General features: G+C 71.1%; 18 protein-coding genes. 11 read left to right on the forward strand and 7 right to left on the reverse strand.

All coding sequences use genetic code 11. The annotated features are described in order from the left end of the window. Positions 1-329 precede the first annotated feature (329 nt). Entirely contained in the window at positions 330-863 is a 534-nt protein-coding gene (locus E1286_RS28735) for a PadR family transcriptional regulator (RefSeq protein ID WP_132617380.1), read from the reverse strand. A 94-nt stretch (positions 864-957) separates the two neighbouring features. On the opposite strand from E1286_RS28735, the gene E1286_RS28740 reads away from it, so the two are divergent. Then, positions 958-2,319 carry a carotenoid oxygenase family protein gene (locus E1286_RS28740; protein WP_132617382.1) on the forward strand — a complete coding sequence of 454 codons (1,362 nt, stop codon included), beginning with the start codon at positions 958-960 and terminating at the stop codon, positions 2,317-2,319. A gap of 152 nt (positions 2,320-2,471) precedes the next feature. Then, on the forward strand, positions 2,472-2,918 hold the full coding sequence (locus E1286_RS28745) for a YciI family protein (RefSeq protein WP_132617384.1): 447 nt from the start codon (positions 2,472-2,474) through the stop codon (positions 2,916-2,918). A gap of 393 nt (positions 2,919-3,311) precedes the next feature. On the opposite strand, the gene E1286_RS52170 is transcribed toward E1286_RS28745, so the two are convergent. Next, positions 3,312-3,797: a DUF7507 domain-containing protein gene (locus tag E1286_RS52170; RefSeq protein ID WP_165969953.1), complete on the reverse strand. Its 486-nt coding sequence runs from the start codon at positions 3,795-3,797 to the stop codon at positions 3,312-3,314. Between the two features lie 562 nt (positions 3,798-4,359). Between E1286_RS52170 and E1286_RS28755 the strand changes: the two genes are divergently transcribed. Both E1286_RS28755 and E1286_RS28760 read left to right on the forward strand, forming a co-directional pair. Further along, a complete protein-coding gene (locus E1286_RS28755) occupies positions 4,360-5,607 on the forward strand; it encodes an RNA polymerase sigma factor (protein ID WP_246075266.1) in 1,248 nt (415 codons plus the stop codon). Between the two features lie 278 nt (positions 5,608-5,885). Beyond that, positions 5,886-6,344, forward strand: a complete 459-nt coding sequence (locus E1286_RS28760) for a VOC family protein (protein WP_246075268.1) — start codon at positions 5,886-5,888, stop codon at positions 6,342-6,344. Here E1286_RS28760 and tsaA read toward each other — a convergent pair. Beyond that, a complete protein-coding gene (gene tsaA, locus E1286_RS28765; RefSeq protein WP_132617388.1) occupies positions 6,341-6,742 on the reverse strand; it encodes a tRNA (N6-threonylcarbamoyladenosine(37)-N6)-methyltransferase TrmO in 402 nt (133 codons plus the stop codon). The two genes, E1286_RS28760 and tsaA, sit on opposite strands and share 4 nt — an antisense overlap. Positions 6,743-6,917: 175 nt before the next feature. Here tsaA and E1286_RS28770 point away from each other — a divergent pair, with 175 nt between their 5' ends. From E1286_RS28770 to E1286_RS28800, 7 genes are all read left to right on the forward strand, one after another. After that, positions 6,918-7,178: a GrpB family protein gene (locus tag E1286_RS28770; RefSeq protein ID WP_132617390.1), complete on the forward strand. Its 261-nt coding sequence runs from the start codon at positions 6,918-6,920 to the stop codon at positions 7,176-7,178. A gap of 293 nt (positions 7,179-7,471) precedes the next feature. Beyond that, positions 7,472-8,797 (forward strand): ABC transporter substrate-binding protein, encoded by a 1,326-nt coding sequence (locus E1286_RS28775; protein ID WP_132617392.1) that lies wholly within the window; start codon positions 7,472-7,474, stop codon positions 8,795-8,797. A gap of 60 nt (positions 8,798-8,857) precedes the next feature. After that, entirely contained in the window at positions 8,858-9,814 is a 957-nt protein-coding gene (locus E1286_RS28780; protein ID WP_132617394.1) for a carbohydrate ABC transporter permease, read from the forward strand. Beyond that, positions 9,811-10,641 (forward strand): carbohydrate ABC transporter permease, encoded by an 831-nt coding sequence (locus E1286_RS28785; RefSeq protein ID WP_132617396.1) that lies wholly within the window; start codon positions 9,811-9,813, stop codon positions 10,639-10,641. The genes E1286_RS28780 and E1286_RS28785 overlap by 4 nt, the downstream gene beginning before the upstream one ends. Beyond that, a complete protein-coding gene (locus E1286_RS28790) occupies positions 10,638-12,047 on the forward strand; it encodes a GH1 family beta-glucosidase (protein ID WP_132617398.1) in 1,410 nt (469 codons plus the stop codon). The genes E1286_RS28785 and E1286_RS28790 overlap by 4 nt, the downstream gene beginning before the upstream one ends. Continuing rightward, on the forward strand, positions 12,028-13,026 hold the full coding sequence (locus E1286_RS28795) for a LacI family DNA-binding transcriptional regulator (protein WP_132617400.1): 999 nt from the start codon (positions 12,028-12,030) through the stop codon (positions 13,024-13,026). The genes E1286_RS28790 and E1286_RS28795 overlap by 20 nt, the downstream gene beginning before the upstream one ends. 28 nt (positions 13,027-13,054) lie before the next feature. After that, complete coding sequence (locus tag E1286_RS28800) at positions 13,055-14,050, forward strand: phosphotransferase family protein (RefSeq protein ID WP_132617402.1); 996 nt, start codon at positions 13,055-13,057, stop codon at positions 14,048-14,050. On the opposite strand, the gene E1286_RS28805 is transcribed toward E1286_RS28800, so the two are convergent. The 4 genes from E1286_RS28805 to E1286_RS28820 form a co-directional block, all read right to left on the reverse strand. Next, positions 13,994-16,228 carry a M64 family metallopeptidase gene (locus E1286_RS28805; RefSeq protein WP_132617404.1) on the reverse strand — a complete coding sequence of 745 codons (2,235 nt, stop codon included), beginning with the start codon at positions 16,226-16,228 and terminating at the stop codon, positions 13,994-13,996. The two genes, E1286_RS28800 and E1286_RS28805, sit on opposite strands and share 57 nt — an antisense overlap. 69 nt (positions 16,229-16,297) lie before the next feature. Further along, entirely contained in the window at positions 16,298-17,182 is an 885-nt protein-coding gene (locus E1286_RS28810; protein ID WP_132617406.1) for a 2-hydroxy-3-oxopropionate reductase, read from the reverse strand. A gap of 55 nt (positions 17,183-17,237) precedes the next feature. Further along, positions 17,238-18,068 carry a hydroxypyruvate isomerase family protein gene (locus tag E1286_RS28815; protein ID WP_132617408.1) on the reverse strand — a complete coding sequence of 277 codons (831 nt, stop codon included), beginning with the start codon at positions 18,066-18,068 and terminating at the stop codon, positions 17,238-17,240. A 44-nt stretch (positions 18,069-18,112) separates the two neighbouring features. Next, positions 18,113-18,817, reverse strand: a complete 705-nt coding sequence (locus tag E1286_RS28820; RefSeq protein ID WP_132617410.1) for a GntR family transcriptional regulator — start codon at positions 18,815-18,817, stop codon at positions 18,113-18,115. Positions 18,818-18,851: the final 34 nt, after the last annotated feature.

The raw sequence follows: 18,851 nt of genomic DNA on the forward strand, positions 1-18,851 counted from the left end.
GAAGCGCACGTCCCCCCATCACGGGGATTTGCGCCTCTCCCCCCAAATGAAGCCCGCGTCCCACACCAACGGGACGCGGTGCTCTCTCCCCCCGCAGAAGCGCGCATTCTCCGCACGCACGGAGCGCGCTCTGCTCCCCCATATAAGCGCCCGCCCCCCGGGCGGCGTCCCCCGCGCAAGCGCGCGTTCCCGTACCACGGGGACGCGCGCTTGCGCGTTCTCGCGGTGTCGCCCGGACTCAGGCGAGGACGAACTCCGACAACGCGCGGGTGACCGCGGCGGGGTCGTTCTCCATCGGGACGTGGCCGGCCCACGGGATGCGCACGAGGCTAGCGGCGGTCCGCCTTGTCGAGTTCGCCGAGGGCCCAGACGGCCCAGTCGCGGGAGGCTTCGTACTGGCGCAGGCCGTAGCCGGCGGCGAGCCAGCCGAGGGCCAGGCGGCCCTCGCCGGAGATCGGCGTCTCGCCGGACACGGCGTCCCTGATCCGTTCGAGCTCCCGCTCGCAGCGGGCGGCGATCGCGTGCAGTATCTTCCGGGCGTCGGCGGAGTCGAGCGCGGACAGCAGGAAGAGCCTCAGCACTCCCTCGTTGCGCACCGCACCGCCCTCCCACGGCTCCAGCAGCCACGCCCGCAGCTCGGCGAGCCCGGCGGCGGTGATGGTGTGGACGCGGCGACCCCGCGCGCCTTCCTCGGCGCTCTCGATCAGGCCCTCGCCGGCGAGGCGGGCCAGCTCCGGATAGATCCGGTTGTGCCCGGCCTGCCAGGCATAGTGGCCGAGGTCGCCCTCGAACTCCTTCGCCAGCTCGTATCCGCTCGCGGGCCGCTCCGCCAGCAGGCCGAGCAGTGCGTATCGCAGCGCCATGCCGCCGATCTTATCACCTCCAATTGGACATATCCGTATTGACATGTCCAATTGGATAGGTAAGGCTCCAGGTCATCGCCGAGAGGAGTTCGACATGACTCAGTCGCCCGTCTACATGAGCGGCCACCTGGCCCCGGTGGCAGACGAGATCGACGCCGCCGACCTGCCCGTGACCGGCACGCTGCCGCCCGAGCTGACCGGCCGTTACGTCCGCAACGGCCCCAACCCGCTGCCGGGCGAGCTGCCCGACCACTGGTTCTTCGGCCACGGCATGCTGCACGGCGTACGGCTGCGCGACGGCCGCGCCGAGTGGTACCGCAACCGGTGGGTCCGCACGGGGTATCTCGCCGGCCGGCCGGAGGTCAGGCCGGACGGCACCCGCGACCTGTCCATCGTGTCCGCGAACACGCACGTCATCCAGCACGCCGGCCGCATGCTCGCGCTCGAGGAGGGCGGCCTGCCGTACGAGGTCACGCCGGAGCTCGACACGGTCGGCGCGCATGATTTCGGCGGGCGGCTCAGCACCGCCATGACCGCGCACCCGAAGCAGGACCCGGTGACCGGCGAACTGCATTTCTTCGGGTACGGCGCGTTCGCGCCCCACCTGACCTGCCACCGGCTCGACGCGTCGGGCGAGCTGGCGTACAGCCGTGAGGTCACCGTCCCCGGGGGCACGATGATGCACGACTTCGCCATCACCGAGCACCACGTGGTCTGGCTCGACCTGCCGCTCACGTTCCGGCCGGAACTGGCCGGCAAGACCATGCCGTACCAGTGGGACGACGGGTACGGCGCGCGCCTCGGCGTGATGCGGCACGACCGGCCGGACGCCCTGGTTCGCTGGTTCGACGTCGATCCGTGCTACGTCTTCCACGTCGGCAACGCCCACGAGGACGCCTCGGGACGCATCGTGCTCGACGCCGCCCGCTACGCCCGCGCCGACTTCACCGCCGTGTGGAACACGGCCGGCAGCACGGACGACCCGGCGGGACCGGCCGCCGCCGCGGCCGCCTCTCCCTCCGGCGCGGCCCGGCTGCACCGCTGGACGCTCGACCCGGCGACCGGCGCGGCCAGTGAGGAGGCGCTGGACGACCGCGCGGTGGAGTTCCCGACGTTCGACGACGAACTGGTCGGCCGCGGCTCGCGCTACCTGTACGCCGTCACCGGCACCGAGATCGTCAAGTACGACCTGTCCGGCGGGGCGGTGACCGGCCACACACTGCCCCCGTTGACGGTCACCGGCGAGGCGGTCTTCGTGCCCGCGACCTCAGGGCCGCGCAGGGAGGACGACGGCTGGCTGCTCTCCATCACCACCACGGCCGACGGGAGCGCGTCCCGGCTGCTCGTGCTCGAAGCCTCCGACCTCGCCGCCGGGCCGGTGGCGGCCGTGGACCTGCCGCGCGGCGTCCCGGCGGGGTTCCACGGAAACTGGTTCGCCGACGAGCCCGCGTCCTAGCCGGGTCAGTCGAAGGGTGGCGGGCCGGAACCGGGTCGAGTACGTTCTCCGGAATCGGCCAGATTTTTCCGCGGGACGTGTCGATCCGCCCGCCGGTCGTTCGACGCGTTGACGAGCCCGCCCGAAGGCGGCGGACGAAGGAGACGACACCGATGAAGTTCATGATCGTGGGCAAGGCCAGCGCGGAGACCGAGGCCGGGGTCCTGCCCAGCCAGGAGCTCGTGGACAACATGAACGCCTACAACGAGGAGCTGGCCAAGGCGGGGGTCCTGCTGGCGGCCGAGGGGCTCTACCCCAGCTCGGAGGGGGCGCAGATCGCCTACAGCGGTGGCAGGTCGAAGGTCATCGACGGGCCGTTCGCCGAGGCCAAGGAGCTGATCGCCGGGTTCTGGCTGATCCAGGTCAAGTCGCGCGAGGAGGCCGTCGAGTGGGCCCTGCGCGTGCCGGTCCCGCCGGGGCACGACGGGATCGGGCTCGACGTGTGGCGCGTGTTCGACGCCTCCGACGTGCCGGACGAGTCGCTGCCGCCGGAGGAGCTCGACCGCGAGAAGGCCCTGCGTGAGCGCCTCGGCGCCGACGCGCCCGACGGGACCTCATGAGCACGGTGGCCTCGGCCGGCTGAATCGGGCCGCCGGCGCCCTGGCGACACGTGTTCGACCTGACCAATGGCGGGGGGTCGGCGGGCACACCGGTCGGACCCGAAGGGTGGCACCCTCGTTCCCCTTCGTCGGTGTCGATCACGAACGGCGTGGAACGCGTTGGGAAGCGCTTCGCGCGGCCGGCTGATCCCGCGTCGGTGCTCGGGCAGATGCGAGACAGGCGGACGACGGTGGCACGGCGCATCGGCGGTGGCGTCGAAGGCGGGCGGCGATGACGTAGTTCTGTCAGGGCCGTCGCCCGCCCAGGCTCGGCCAGAGCGGACCCTCCGTACGGGAAGGGACGACTCCCGTGGACCCGGGCGGGCGGCGGCTATCGGGAAAGGCCGGACATCGTCAGGGCGTCGGCCGCTGTCGTGAGGTGGTCGTCACTCCTCGATGTCGTTCAGCGGCCGCAAGGCCGGTCGAATCGACGACGCTCATGCGGCTCTCGCTGCGGCCCGCATGACCACACTCCCGTTTCGTGCCGTGGTGCGGCTTCTTCCCCGGCCGGCAGTGATGCGGCTTCTGCACCACTCGAATCGTGGCCGTGGCCGTGGCGGAGGCCAGGTCTCCGGCTCTGGCCACCGCGGTGTTGGTGACGGAGAAGCGGCAGCCGCGCCGCTCGCACTCGCTCGCCGTGCCTGCCGGCACGATGAAGGTGCCCCTGCAGGTCGTGGAGGCTCCCGGGGCCAGAGTCGTGGTCCGGCACCTGACCTGCGTCACGTGGCTGTCCTCGATCCGCACGTCGTTCACCGTGCTGGTGGAGTTGTTCGTGACGACGTATCGGTAGACGACCCTGTCCCCGGGGCGGTACGTACGGGAGTCGTCGACGCTCTTCACGCGCCTCCTGCGGGTCGTCAGGCACAGTCGTCGTGGGCCCGTGCAGTTGTCCCGGCAGCGTCGAGCGCCACGGGCCGGTGGTGCTGAAGTTGCTCGTGGTGGCGGTCAGGAAGCAGTAGCCTTCGATCCCGTCCCCAGGCCCTCGTACCGTCACCATGTTGGGCCCCGGAGCCGGGGCGCGGAATTGCGTGCCGGCGGGTGAGCGCTCGGCGCAGCCGCGGCCACGCTGCTCCCAGTCTCCGAAGTAGTTGCCGAGGACGTCGAGGCCGACGCCGACGTAGCCCTGGTTGACGCCGGGTTCGAACGGGTTCGCGGGATCGTCGTCCGGTAGTTTCTGCGCGTATCCGAGGCTGCCGCCGAAGGCGCCGGGCCGGTCCAGCGTGGCGGCGCCGTCGATGAGGAAGAAGGAGATGCCGTCGGCGGGCACTGGCGAGGTGTTGCCGTACTAACGCGCACCCCAGCAGGGCGTTCAGGCACGGTCCGGCCAAGCGCAGGCCGCATGACCCACAGGACATGCCCGGGACGGGTTGCGGGGGGCGGGCCGGGCTGGTCTCATGGGCCGGTGACGGCTTCCGACACCCATCGTGCCATCGAGGCGGTTTGGCGGATCGAGGCGGCCCGGCTGATCGCCGGGCTCGCCGGGCTGGTGCGCGACGTCGGCCTGGCCGAGGAGCTGGCGCAGGACGCGCTGGTGGCGGCGCTGGAGCAGTGGCCGGAGTCCGGCGTGCCGCGCAACCCCGGCGCGTGGCTGATGACCGTGTCCAAGCGCCGCGCCATCGACCTCATCCGCAGGAACGAACGCCTCCAGCGCAACCTCGCCGAGCTGGGCCACCGTCTTGAGCACCGTCTCGAGTCCGGGGAGGAGCAGCCCGAGCCCGACGAGATCGAGGACGACCTGCTGCGGCTGGTGTTCACCGCCTGCCATCCCGCGCTGAAGACGGACTCGCGGGTGGCGCTGACGCTGCGGGTGCTGGGCGGGCTGACGACCGACGAGATCGCCCGGGCGTTCCTCGTCCCGGAGCCCACCGTGGCGCAGCGGATCGTCCGCGCCAAGCGGACCCTCGCCGACGAGCGGATCCCGTTCGAGGTGCCGCAGGGCGCGGAGCTGGCCGGGCGGCTGTCCGCCGTGCTGGAGGTCATCTATCTGATCTTCAACGAGGGCTACTCGGCGACGGCCGGCGACGACTGGATGCGTCCCGCCCTGTGCGAGGACGCGCTGCGGCTCGGGCGGGTGCTGGCCGGCCTGATGCCGAAGGAACCCGAGGTGCACGGCCTGGTCGCGCTCATGGAGATCCAGGCGTCCCGGTCGGCGGCGCGCGTGGGGCCGTCCGGCGAGCCGGTCCTGCTGCTGGAGCAGAACCGCGCCCGCTGGGACCGGCTCCTCATCCGGCGTGGCCTGGCCGCCCTCGACCGGGCCGAGGAGCTGTCGGGCACGCGCGGCCCGTACACCCTGCAGGCCGCCATCGCCGCCTGCCACGCCCGCGCGGTCAACCCGGAGGACACCGACTGGGTGCGGATCGCCGGCCTGTACGAGGAGCTGGCCAGGATGTCGCGCTCCCCCGTGGTCGAGCTCAACCGCGCCGTCGCCCTGTCGATGGCGTACGGCCCCGCGGCCGGCCTGCACCTCGTCGACCAGATCGTGGACGAGCCGTCGCTCAAGGGCTACCACCTGCTGCCGAGCGTACGCGGCGACCTGCTGTTCAAGCTGGGACGCCGGGAGGAGGCGCGGGCGGAGTTCGAGCGTGCCGCCGCGATGACCCGCAACGCCCGCGAACGCGTCCTCCTGGAGCAGCGCGCCGCCGCCTGCTGACCGTCCGGCTTCTGGGCGCCGGTGGTCGTCGGTCCGGCCGTGCCCGGACAGGACGCGGAAAGGCCCCACCAGACCGGTCAGAAATCGAGAAGCGCGCCTCACCGATCGTCACCTAGCGTGACAGCCATGTCTTCCATCGACTTCGTCACCCTTGAGGTGCCCGATCCCGCGGCGGCCGACCGCTTCTACACCGCTGCCTTCGGTTCGGTCGCCTGGTTGCGCCTGCGGGCTCGGCGGCACCGACGACCGGCTTCCGCGGGTTCACGCTGTCGCTCGTCGTGTCCCAGCCGGCCACCGTCACCGGCCTCATCGGCGCCGCCCTCGACGCCGGCGCCACGCCGTTGAAGCCGGCCGCGAAGTCGCTGTGGGGCTACGGCGGCGTCGTCCAGGCTCCGGACGGGGCCATCTGGACGGTCGCGTCCTCGGCGAAGAAGGACACCGGCCCGGCCACCCGCCAGATCGACGAGATCGTGCTCCAGCTGGGAGTCGCGGACGTGGCCGCGAGCAAGCGGTTCTACGTCGAGCGCGGCCTCGCCGTCACCAAGAGCTACGGCCGCAGGTACGTCGAGTTCGCCGGTTCGCCGAGTCCCGTGAAGCTGTCGCTCTACAAGCGTCGTGCCCTCGCCGAGGTCGCCGGCGTCGCCCCCGACGGCACCGGGTCGCACCGGCTCGTCATCGGCGGCGATGCCGGGCCCTGCACCGACCCGGACGGCTTCGTGTGGGACTCAAGGCCTTAGCGCGTCGCGTCCAGGACCGGTTTCACATCGACGATCGGGGTGCCGTCGATGGCCTCGAGATCGGCCACCCGCACGCGAAGCCCGTCGATCGCGAGCACCCGGACCCGATGGAGACCGACGGGATTGGGCCGGTCGGAAGAACGGGTGCTGAAGACGCCGGTCAGCGGGTTCCGCGGGTCATCGCGCGGATGTACGGCCAGCACGGATCGGTCGGCGAGGTGCAGCCACGTGAGGACGAACACCTCATCGCCGACCGCGAGATCACGAATGCCGTCGGCCATCGGGGGATCGAACGTCAGCCAGGCGTCCGGAGAGCCCTCGACGCCCTGCTTCGGAGCGCTCGCGCGATCCGCCAAGGACGACCGCACGACTCCGATCGGACGAATCTCATACGTCATGACTCCTCCGTACCGTGACGCGACCCGACGCGCCAGAGCGTTCGATCACGTCTTCCTCGCGCTCGGCCCCGCACCGCCGCGATGACCCGCGACACCCGTGCCCTCAGGGAGCAGCACGCCGCCGTGACATGCCCGGCGACGGGTGGCGCTGTGAAACCGTGGACGGGCAGAGGCGGTGCAGGGGCTGTGGGAGGGCCGCATCGCGCCGTTCGCCGGCGATCTGGCGCGGCGCAGGCGCGCGCCCCGCAGGCAGCAAGTCGTGCTCACCTTGCGCGACTGGCTGCGGGCCGATCCGGCGCACCGGCGCGAGTACGAGGCGGTGAAGCGGGAACTTGCCGCCCGCCCCGGCCATGACGTCAACGACTACAGCCTGGACAAGATGCCTTGGATCAGCCGGGCCCTCGGCCGCGCGGAGGCGTGGGCCCGGCGGGCCTGACCGCGGGTCCGACCACGGGCAAGGCCACGGGGTGCGGGCGACATGCCCTCGAAGCACCACAAAAGCTACCTCCTGCGATGGGAGCGCTCCCAACTAGCTCTTTGCTCCATATATCCTCAAAAATCCGGAATCACGGCACTAAACCGTGCCATTGGTAACGGTTGCGTTTCGCGGGATTGACGGCTGGACACCACGAGTGCACCCTTTGTGGGAGCGCTCCCAACCACCCACCGCGGCGGAGCGCAGCCGCGGTGCACTTCTCCCCACGTTCACCCGAGAAGGGGTCCAACCCAATGATGATCAGCAAGCGTCGCGGCCTGACCGCGGCCTCGGCCCTGGCCGCGGTCGTGCTGGCCGTTACGTCCTGTGGTTCCGGCGGCGGTGCTGATTCCGGCGCTCCCGCCTCCTCCGGGCCGGTCACGATCCGCGTGCAGACGTTCGGCGGCGGCGCCAACTTCGGCTACAAGAACGCCATCGCCAAGTGGAACGCCGAGCACAAGGACATCCAGATCAAGGAAGAGCACCTCACCGACCAGTTCGAGCAGCAGTACTGGCCACAGATGATCCAGTGGCTGACCTCGGGCACGGGGGCCGGCGACGTGGTGGGCATCGACGAGGGCGGCATGGGCCTGGCCAAGGCGCACCCGGAGTGGTGGGCCGACCTGAAGGAGTACGGCCTGGAGTCCCGCAAGGCCGACTTCCCCGCCTGGAAGTGGGAGAACGGCGTCGCCCCCGACGGCAAGCTGTTCGGCCTGGGCACCGACATCGGCGGCATGAGCCTGTGCTACCGCAAGGACCTGTTCGAGCAGGCCGGTCTGCCCGGCGACCGCGACGAGGTCAGCGCCCTGTGGCCCACCTGGGACGACTTCATGAAGGTCGGCCGGCAGTTCCAGTCGAAGGTCAAGGACACCAAGTGGACCGACGGGACCAACACGCTGTACCAGGTGGTGCTGTACCAGGAGGCGGCGAAGAACGGCAACGTCACGTACTTCGACCAGCAGAACAACCTCATCCTGGACAAGAACCCGGCGGTGCGCACGGCCTTCGACTTCGCGCAGAAGATGAGTCAGCAGGGCATGACCGCAAAGCTGCGCAACTTCTCCGACGAGTGGGCGGCGGGCACCCAGCGGGGCGCGTTCGCCACGGTCGGCTGCCCGTCCTGGATGCTCGGCACCGTCAGCGGCAACGCGGGTGACGCCGGCAGCGGCAAGTGGGACGTCGCCTCTGTTCCCGGCGGGGGCGGGAACTGGGGCGGCTCCTGGCTCGCCGTGCCGGCGCAGTCGAAGCACCCGAAGGAGGCGGCCATGGTCGCCGACTACCTGACGCAGGCCCAGACCCAGGCGAGCGTCTTCGCCGACTTCGGCAACATGCCGAGCAACACCAAGGCCCAGCAGGACCCGGCGGTGCAGGGCGCGAAGAACGAGTACTTCAACGACGCCCCCATCGGTGAGATCTTCGCCAAGTCCGCCGCCGACCTCCAGCCGGTCTTCCTCGGCGTGAACCACACCCAGGTCAAGAACGCCGTCGAGGCGGTCATCCAGGGCATGGACGACGGCTCGGTCCCCTACGACCAGGCGTGGCAGCAGCTGGTCGACGACGCGGCCAAGGCCGCCGACTGATCCCCGGCCCGGCCCGTTCCCAGGGGACGGGCCGGGCTCACTGCCGCCGAAAGGTCTGTGATGAGTCTCGACACCCTTCCGCGGGCGTCGCGGAGCCCTCAGCGCCGCGCTCAACCGCCCGGCCGCCGCTGGCGTTCCCGCCTGGACGTCAAGGCGATGCCGTACGCCCTGGTGTCCCCATATTTCCTGTTGTTCGCCGCCTTCGGGCTCTTCCCGCTGGCGTTCACCCTCTACTACTCGCTGCACGACTACGACCTGGCCGGAGGCAGCGAGTGGACCGGGCTCGGCAACTACGCCTCGCTGCTGGCCGACGACGACTTCTGGAACGCCGTGGTCAACACCATCGGCATGTTCGTCATCGCGACCGTCCCGCAGATGCTGCTGGCGCTGTTCCTGGCCAACGCGCTGAACAAGCGCTTCCGCTTCCGCCTGGCGATCCGGATGAGCGTGCTGCTGCCGCTGGTCACGTCGGTGGTCGCGGTCGCGGTGGTCTTCACGCAGCTGTACGCGCGTGACTGGGGGCTGGTCAACTACCTCCTCAGCTGGTTCGGCGTGGAAACCACGAACTGGCGGGCCGAGCGCATCCCGTCGTGGATCGCCATCGCCACCATGGTCGACTGGCGCTGGACCGGCTACAACGCGATCATCTTCCTGGCCGGCATGCAGACGATCCCGCGCGACCTGTACGAGGCCGCCGCGATCGACGGCGCCTCCCGGCGCCGGCAGTTCTGGCAGATCACGCTGCCGATGCTGCGCCCGACCATGATCTTCGTGGTGCTCAACTCCACGATCGGCGGCCTGACGCTGTTCTCCGAGCCGACCACGTTCTACAACGGCAACGTCGACGGCGGGTCGCAGGGCCAGTTCCAGACGGTGGCCATGTTCATCGTCAAGCAGGGCTTCCGCGAGTTCGACTACGGCTACGCCGCCGCGGCCGCCTGGCTGCTGTTCCTGCTCATTCTCATCGGCGCGCTGGTCAACTTCCTGGTCGTGCGCCGGATCGGGGGAACGAAGTGACCAACTGGTCGCCGACCATCCTCACCAGGGTCATGCTGGCGATCGCCGTCTTCCTGTCGGCGTTCCCGCTCTACTGGATGCTGGTGATCGCCTCGCGCACGAACGCGGACGCGGTGGCGGTGCCGCCGCCGTTCCTGCCGGGCGGCAACCTCGGCGAGAACATCATCGCGGTGCTCAACAACGAGGACGCCAAGTTCCTGCTGGGCCTGACGAACTCGTTCATCGTGGCGAGCGTCGTCACCGTCTCGGTCGTCGTCATCTCGACGCTGGCCGGCTTCTCGTTCGCCAACCTGCAGTTCAAGGGCAAGAACGTGCTGCTGGTGCTCGTGCTGCTGACGATGGCGGTGCCGCTGCAGCAGATGGGCGTGGTGCCGCTCTACCGGCTCATGGTCGACCTCGGCTGGACGGGCACGCTGCAGGCGGTCATCCTGCCGTACCTGCTCAACGGGTTCGGGGTCTTCCTGATGACGCAGTACACCCGCCAGGCGGTGCCGATGGAGCTGGTCGAGGCGGCCCGGGTGGACGGCGCCGCGACGCTGCGCATCTGGTGGAACGTGGTGCTGCCGGCGGTGCGCCCCGGCATGGCGGTGCTCGGCATCAACACGTTCATGCTCATGTGGAACGACTTCATGTGGCCGCTGATCGTGCTCACCCCGGACAACCCCACCGTGCAGATCGCGATCACCTCGCTGAACGCGCGGTTCTCCACCAACTACACGTTGATCTTCGCTGGGACGGCGTTGTCCATCATTCCGCTCATCGCAGTGTTCATCCTGTTCGGCCGGCAGATCGTCGGCGGTCTCATGGAAGGTGCGGTCAAGGCGTGACGACACAAGAGGAACAGACGCGGGCGGGGCTGCGCTTCCCCGCGGGGTTCGCGTGGGGCGCGGCGACCTCGGCGTACCAGATCGAGGGGGCGGTCGCGGAGGACGGGCGCGGCGCCTCCATCTGGGACACCTTCACCAGGACGCCCGGCCGCATCCTGGGCGGGCACCACGCGGACGTGGCCATCGACCACTACCACCGCTATCGGGAGGACGTCGCCCTCATGGCGCGGCTGGGCCTGTCGGCCTACCGCTTCTCGGTCTCGTGGCCGCGGATCCAGCCGGGCGGTTCCGGCCCGGTCAACTCCAAGGGACTCGACTTCTACAAGCGGCTCACCGACGAGCTGCGCCGGCACGACATCGACCCGTGGCTGACCCTCTACCACTGGGACCTGCCGCAGGAGCTGGAGGACGCCGGCGGCTGGCCCAACCGTGACACGGCCTACCGTTTCGCCGAGTACGCCGCCGCCGTGCACGAGGCGCTGAAGGACCACGTGCACACGTTCAGCACCGTCAACGAGCCGTGGTGCGCCGCGTTCCTCGGTTACGCCTCGGGCGAGCACGCCCCGGGGCGGCGCGAGCCGGAGAACGCGATCAGGGGCGCGCACCACCTCAACCTCGCCCACGGCCTGGCCGTCCAGGCGATGAACGCCCGGCGGGTCGGCGGCTGCGTGAACCTGTACGCCATCACGCCCGCCACCGGCAGCGAGCGCGACCTGGACGCGGCCCGCCGCATCGACGGACTGCAGAACCGGTTCTTCCTGGACGCCCTGCTGATGGGCCGCTACCCGGAGGACGTGCTCGCCGATCTGAGCATGGAGCTCGACTTCATCGAGCCGGGAGACATGAGGACCATCGGCGCGCCGATCGACGTGCTGCTGGTCAACTACTACAGCCGCTTCACCGTGTCGGGCGAGCCGGGCGGCCGGGCCTCGGCGGCGGCGGCGCCCACCGACTCGGCCTCGCCGTGGGTGGGCAGCGAGCACGTGTCGTTCGTCAGCGGCGGCCGCCCGGTCACCGCGATGGGCTGGGAGATCGACGAGGGCGGCCTGGTGGAGATCCTCACGCGGGTGGCGCGGGAGTACCCGCCGATCCCGATGGTGATCTCCGAGAACGGCGCCGCCTTCGACGACGTCCTGGTGGACGGGCGGGTGCACGACCCGAAGCGGCAGGCGTACGTGCGGGCGCACCTGGCCGCCTGCCGGCAGGCCATCGACCTGGGCGTGCCGCTGGAGGGCTATTTCGCCTGGTCGCTGATGGACAACTTCGAGTGGGCGTGGGGCTACGGCAAGCGGTTCGGCCTGGTCCGCGTGGACTTCGAGACCCAGGAACGGCTGCTGAAGGACAGCGCGCTCTGGTACGCGGAGATCATCCGGCAGAATAGGCGCCATGAACCGACCGACTCTTGAGGCAGTCGCGGCTCGGGCCGGGGTGGGCCGGGGCACGGTGTCGAGAGTCATCAACGGCTCGCCGAACGTCAGCGCCAAGGCCCGTGAGGCCGTGGAGCTGGCCATCCGCGAGCTGGGCTACGTGCCCAACCGCGCGGCGCGGGCGCTCGTCACGCGCCGCACCGACACGGTGGCGCTGGTGGTGTCCGAGTCGCAGTATCGCGTTTTCGACGAGCCGTATTTCGCCGGCACGATCCGCGGCATCGGCTCGGCGCTGGCCGAGACCGGGCTGCAGCTCATCCTCGCGATGGCGCGCACCCCGGAGGAGCACGAGCGACTCGAGAACTATCTGACGGGCCAGCACGTCGACGGCGTGCTGCTGCTGTCGCTGCACGGCGCCGACCCGCTGCCGGGCAGGCTGGAGGAGATGGGCGTGCCGACCGTGCTCGGCGGCCGGCCCGTCGGCCTCGACCCCTACAGCTACGTCGACATGGACAACAGGGCAGGGGCCCGGCAGGCGGTCAAACACCTGCTGGGCCTCGGCCGTTCCCGCATCGCCACGATCGCCGGTCCGCAGGACATGGGGGTGGGCGTCGACCGCCTGGCGGGCTACCGCGACGCGGTGCTGCCCTCGGGCCTGCCCGAGCTGGTGGCCTACGGCGATTTCTCCGAGCACAGCGGGGCCGTGGCGATGGCCGCGCTGCTGCGCGAGCATCCCGGTCTCGACGCGGTCTTCGCCGCGTCCGACCCGATGGCGCTGGGCGCGATGCGGGTGCTCAAGAACGGTGGCCGGGCGATCCCCGGCGACGTGGCGGTGATCGGGTTCGACGACTCCAAGGCGGCGGTGCACGCCGACCCGCCGCTGACCACCGTCCACCAGCCGACCGAGGCGATGGGCCGGCAGATGGCCCGGCTGCTGGTGGCCCGCATCCACGGCGAGGAGCTGCGCCAGCCCGTGGTGATCCTCGACACCCACCTGGTGCGCCGCGAGTCCGCCTGACCGAGAGCCCGACCGAGGGAAGGTGTCTGTGGAGAGCAGGACGAAGCGCCGCTTGTCCGGCGCCGAGCTGGACGCGCTGATCCGGCGGGCGCTGGGCACGGGGGTCGAGGCCGCCACCGAGCTGACCGACGGCTACGCCAACGCCGTCTGGCGGCTGCGGCTCGGCGACGGGCGCGAGGTGGTGCTCAAGCTGTCGCCGTCGCCCGACCTCGACCAGCTCAGCTACGAGCGCCATCTGCTGCGCATGGAGGCCGCCGCGATCGGCCTGGCGCTGGAGGCGGGCGTGCCGGTGGCGCCGCTGCTGCGGGCGGGCTTCGACGATCCGGTGCTGGGCGGCGACTACCTGCTGCTGGCCGCGCTCGACGGGGTCTCGTGGAACGACGTGCGCCCCGAGAAGGCCGGAGAGCTGCGCCGTGAGCTGGGCCGCCACCTGGCCCGGCTCAACGGGGTGACGGGCGAGGTGTTCGGCTACCCGCACGCCGGGATCGTGGGCGCCACGTGGCGGGAGGCGTTCCTCGCGATGGCGGCGGCGCTGCTCGGCGACACCGAGCGCTATCCGGCGCCGCTGCCGCTCCCGGCCGCGGAGCTCATGGCGGTGTTCGAGGCGGCGGCGCCCGCGCTGGAGGAGGTGACGACGCCGCGGCTGGTGCACTTCGACGTCTGGCCGGGCAACGTCTTCCTCGACCTGAGCGGCCCGCCGCGCATCCAGGCGATCATCGACCACGAGCGGGCCTTCTGGGGCGACCCGCTCGCCGAGTTCGTCACTCCGACGATCTTCGGCGAGCTGGCGGAGGACGACCCGTTGCTGGCCGGCTACCGCGAGGTGACGCCGCTGGAGCTGACCCCGTCGGCGCTGACCCGGATCGACCTCTACCGCGCCTACCTCTACCTGATCCTGCTGATCGAGAACGGACCCCGGCAGTACCCCGAGCAGGAGTACGCCAGGGTCCGCGACCTCGCGATCAGCTCACTGGGCCGGACGCTGGACCGCCTCGTACGCGCGTCCGCGGGGGCCTTGGGGTAGGTCGCCCGCGCACTGCCCGGCGCCCTTGACCGTGTTCGGCACGCCGAGGTCCGCCGGGGCGGGCGTGTTGCCGCCGCAGAAGAGCGCGCCCTTGACCGTGCTGCCCGACAGGATGGGCGCCGTGTTGCCGGTCAGCGTGACGGCGCCCGTCACCTCGGCGCCCACGACGGCGAGGGTGCGGGCGCCGTCGACGCTGACCGCGCCCGTGACCGAGGTCTTGAGCAGGTGGACGGCCTCGGGGGCGGTCGCGGTGAGCGTGCCGGTGATCCGGCCGCCGTCCACCACCAGCGAGGCGCCGCGCTTGACCGTGATCGGGCCGGTGACCTGGGCGTCGTCGAGGCAGGTGACGCCGTCCGCGATGGTGAGCGGGCCGCGGTGGGCTCCGGTGACCGTGCGGGTGCAGGCCGGGGGCGGGGCGATGGTCGTGACGGTGAAGCTCTTCGCCTCGCCGGGGTTGCCGGCGGCGTCGATCGAGCGGTACTCGATGGTGTGCCGGCCGCGCGGGAGCTTGCCGTACACCAGGGAGTCGATCTCCGTGCCCTCCTCGGTGAACGTCCACGGCAGCTCCGAGGAGGTGGGCCAGCCGAAGTAGTTGAACCAGCCGTCGCCGTCCACCCGCGACTCCGAGACCACGTAGCCGTCCTGGTCGTCGTCGCCGGTGAGCCGCATCGTGAACGGGCCGTTGTAGACGTAGGTGTCGCCCGAGCCGGCGAGGGGCTGCGACAGCTCGTAGCCGGTGGCGGGCGGGGTGGCGTCCACCGTCCAGGTCAGGCTCCGCCCGCCGAGGGCCGCGGTGAGCGTGTGCGTGCCGGGCGGCAGGTCGATGGCGCCGAGGTCGAGGTCGGCGCCCTGGTACCGCTTGCCGTCCAGCGTCCAGGTGACCTCGGGGACGGTCGTGGCCGGGTGGGTGGTCTCCACGTACACGACGTCGGCGCGGCCGACCGGGTGGCCGGTGGGGGTGGAGGAGACGAACGCGGGCTCGACGCCGTCCGGCGGGGTGGTGAGCGCGGTGTCGACCGTCCAGGTGCGGGTCCCGGTGATCGCGTCGCGGATCGCCGGGTCCCGGACGAACTCGGTCGGGTCGGTGACCGTGGCGGTGACCGTGTGCGTGCCGGGCGCGAGGTCCAGCGCGCGCAGGTCGAGGGTGTCGCGGTCGCCGGGGAGTTCCTCGCCGTCCACGCTCCAGGTGGTGGTCAGCGAGTGGCTGACGGGACGCATCGGCTCGACCCACAGCACGCGGTCGGCGCCGACGGGGGCGTCCGTGGGCGTGGAGTCCTGGATCACCATGGTCTTGGCGGTGATGCGCCGCACCATGACCTCGCGGCCGATCTGGTCGAAGTAGTAGCCGAGGGTCTTCATGATCGAGTGCTCGCTCGGCCGCCACACGCCCTTGGTGGCGTACAGGCCGCCCTCGTAGCGGCCGATCGGGCCGCCCGACTCGCTCGGCTCGCCCAGCCAGCGCCACCATTTGCGGCGCTGGTCGAGCATCTGCTGCTCGGTGAGCAGGGTGTGGTGGGCGCTGGACGGCTCGGCGCCGGTGTAGGTGCCGCCGGGGACGCCGCGCTGGTAGTAGTCGTACTCGTCGTCGAGGCCGCCCAGGGAGTGGCCCAGCTCGTGCGGGCTGATCAGCGCCGACATGCTGTTGCTGCCCGAGGCAGTGGCGTACGAGCCGCCGGCGCCGCCGTAGGTGGCGCTGTTGGCCAGGGCGAGGATCTGCCGGTTGCCGGACGTGGTGCCGGCGACCAGGTTCGCGTAGCGGTTGGCGGCGGAGTTGTCCATGGTGATCAGGCGCTGGACGCTGCCGGGGTTGCAGCCGCCCCAGAAGCCCATGCTGAGCGGGGTGTTCTTGCGCGGCGCGTCCAGGCCGGGGTCGCAGCTGACGCCCGACTCCCCCGAGACGACGTCGACGCGGTAGACGTTGATGTAGTTCCGGTACGACTTGAACGGCTCGATCGACCACATGACGTTGAGGTGGCGCTCGGTGTCGGACCGGAACTTCTCCTGCTCGGCCTCGGTGTAGCCGTCGCCCAGCACGATGAGGTTGAACCGTTTCGCCGGGCTTCCGGTCACCTGCACGGGGACGATCGTGGCCGTCCCCGGCTCGGCTTCGACCTCGGCGGATGCGACCGCCGGGGATAATGTGGCAGCGGCCAGCACAAGAGCCGCAAAAATACGCATGTGATGCACTATCCGGCAAGCTGGCCAAGCGTCAGTCTCGATTCGATCACGCCTAGGGCATCGCGGCCGTCACTCCCGCAGGCGGCCCGAGAGGCGTTCGACGCCGCGCAGCAGCGCCGAGTGGTCGAGGGCGCCGTCGCCGGCCGCGTTCGCCGCCGCCACCAGCTGGGCGACCAGGGCGGCCGACGGCAGGGCGACTCCGGCCTCGCGGGCGGCCGACGTCACGATGCCCAGGTCCTTGTCATGCAGGGCGAGACGGAAACCGGGCTCGAAGGAACGCGTCACCATGTTGGCGCGCTTCTGGGCGAGAACGGCGGAGCCCGCCAGGCCGCCGGCGAGCACGTCGAGGGCGGCGTCGAGGTCGACGCCGTGCGCCTCCAGAAAGACGACCGCCTCGGCGAGCGCCTGCAGGTTGGCGGCCACGATGAGCTGGTTGGCCGCCTTGACCGTCTGACCGGAGCCGCTCGGGCCGACGTGGACGACGGTCTTGCCCACCGCGTCGAAGACGGGCCTGGCCGCCTGGAAGTCGGTCTCCTCCCCGCCGACCATGATGGACAGCGTCGCGTTCCTGGCGCCCGCCTCGCCACCGGAGACGGGGGCGTCGAGCGGGCGCAGGCCGCGTGCCCGCGCCGCGCCGGCCAGCTCGGCGGTGACGTCGGGCCGGATCGTGGAGAAGTCGATGATCAGGGCGCCCGGCTTGGCGTGGTTGAAGACACCGTCGATGCCGGTCAGCACGTCCCGGACGTCGGGCGAGTCGGGCACCATGACGGCGACGACCTCGGCGTCGACGACCGCTTCGGCGATCGTCGACGCGGCGCGCCCGCCCGCCTCGACGAGCGGGGCGGTCTTGTCAGGTGTGCGGTTGTAGCCGGTGACGGTGTGGCCCGCCCGGACCAGGTTCACCGACATGGGGCTGCCCATGATGCCGAGGCCGATGAAGGCGATGGTGGTCACGAGGTGAATCCGTCCTGTCGTGGAGTCCGGTCGTGGAGTCCGGTCGTGGGGTGGGTCAGCCGGCGCGGTGCTCGCGGGCCAGCCAGTCGAACGTGCCAGGGCCGCCGTGCTGGTGCTCCAGGCCGACACGGCCCCGGTAACCGGTCGCGTGGAGCCGGTCGATCCAGTCGCCGAGCGGCAGCGAGCCGGTGCCGGGGGCGCCCCGGCCGGGCGCGTCGGCGATCTGCACGTGGGCGATGCGGTCGGCGTACTTGTCGATCACAGCGGGCACGTCGTCGCCGTTGACGGCGAGGTGGTAGAAGTCGGCGAGCAGCCCGATGCCCGACGTGACGGGGACGCCGTCAGGGACGCGGTCGGTGACGCGGTCGATGACGGCCACCGCGTCGGCGGCGCGCAGCAGCGGGTAGCGAGGGGCACCGCTCACCGGTTCGAGCAGGACTGTGCCGCCGATCGCGGCGACGCCCCGCACGCACGCGGCGAGGTTCTCCGCGCCCAGCTCGTCCTGCTCGCCGGCGCTGATGCCATCGATCCGGTTGCCGTAGAGGGCGTTGAACGACCGGCAGCCGAGGCGTTCGCCGATCGCGGCGACCACCGGGATGTTGTCGAGCAGCTCGCGCGTCCTGCCCGGCCAGGACACCAGGCCGCGGTCACCGCCCGGCATGTCGCCGGCGAAGAAGTTGAGGCCGGTCAGCCGAAGGCCCGCGTCCTCGATCGCGCGCACGAACGCGTCCACCTCGCGGTCGCCGGGTACCGCTTCGGCGAACGGCCACCAGAACTCGACGGCGGTGAACCCGTCGGCCGCCGCGGCGGCGGGCCGTTCGAGGAGCGGGCGGTCGGTGTAGAGGATGGAGCAGTTCACGGTCCAGGAGACCGCTTGTGGAGACATGAGCCGTTCCTTCGTCGAGGGGTGGGGTGGGGCGTCGCGAACGCTCAGGCGGGAGCCTCCTCCGAAGGCTCCTCCACGGCTCCGCCCTCCCTGCGCAGCTGGCCGATCAGGCGGTCCTGGGCCTGGTCGAGATGGTGGGTCAGCCGCTGCTGGGCGGCCTCGGGGTCGGCGGCCTCGATCGCCTTGAGTATGTCGTCGTGCTCGCGGGCGACGTTCATGGGGTGGGTGGTGCGGTGGGCCTGGAACTGGCCCATGGTGAGGTGCACCTCGCCGAGGATGACCTCGTGCATGCGCGACAGGCGGCGGCTCCCGACACCGGCGACCAGCGCGGAGTGGAAGGCGATGTCGGCCTCCACCTGGCTCTCGAAGGCCATGTCGGTGGCGGCGGCCTTCATCGCGGCCTGCGCGCGCACGGCGGCGGGCGGGACGACGCCGCGGCGTGCGAGCGCGGCGACGGCGGCTCGTTCCACGGTCTCCCGGCTGAAGTAGAGGTCGCGGATCTCGTCCTCGCCGAGCTTGGGGACGACCGCGGTCTTGTGGACCGAACGGCGCAGCAGGCCGAGAGCTGTGAGCCGCTCCAGGCACGCCTTGGCGGTCGGGCGCGCGACGTTGTACTCGCCGGCGATGCGGACCTCGGTGAGTTTCTCCCCCGGGGCGATCTCGCCGTTGACGATCCGCTTGCGCACCGATTCGTACAACGCCTCAGTCAGGGACGACGGTCCCAGCGGAAAGCTGCCCTGGCTGTCCACGTGCTTCCTTCCATCGTCACAATCGTCAGACAAG

Source organism: Nonomuraea terrae (assembly GCF_004348995.1).
GTDB classification, from domain to species: domain Bacteria; phylum Actinomycetota; class Actinomycetes; order Streptosporangiales; family Streptosporangiaceae; genus Nonomuraea; species Nonomuraea terrae.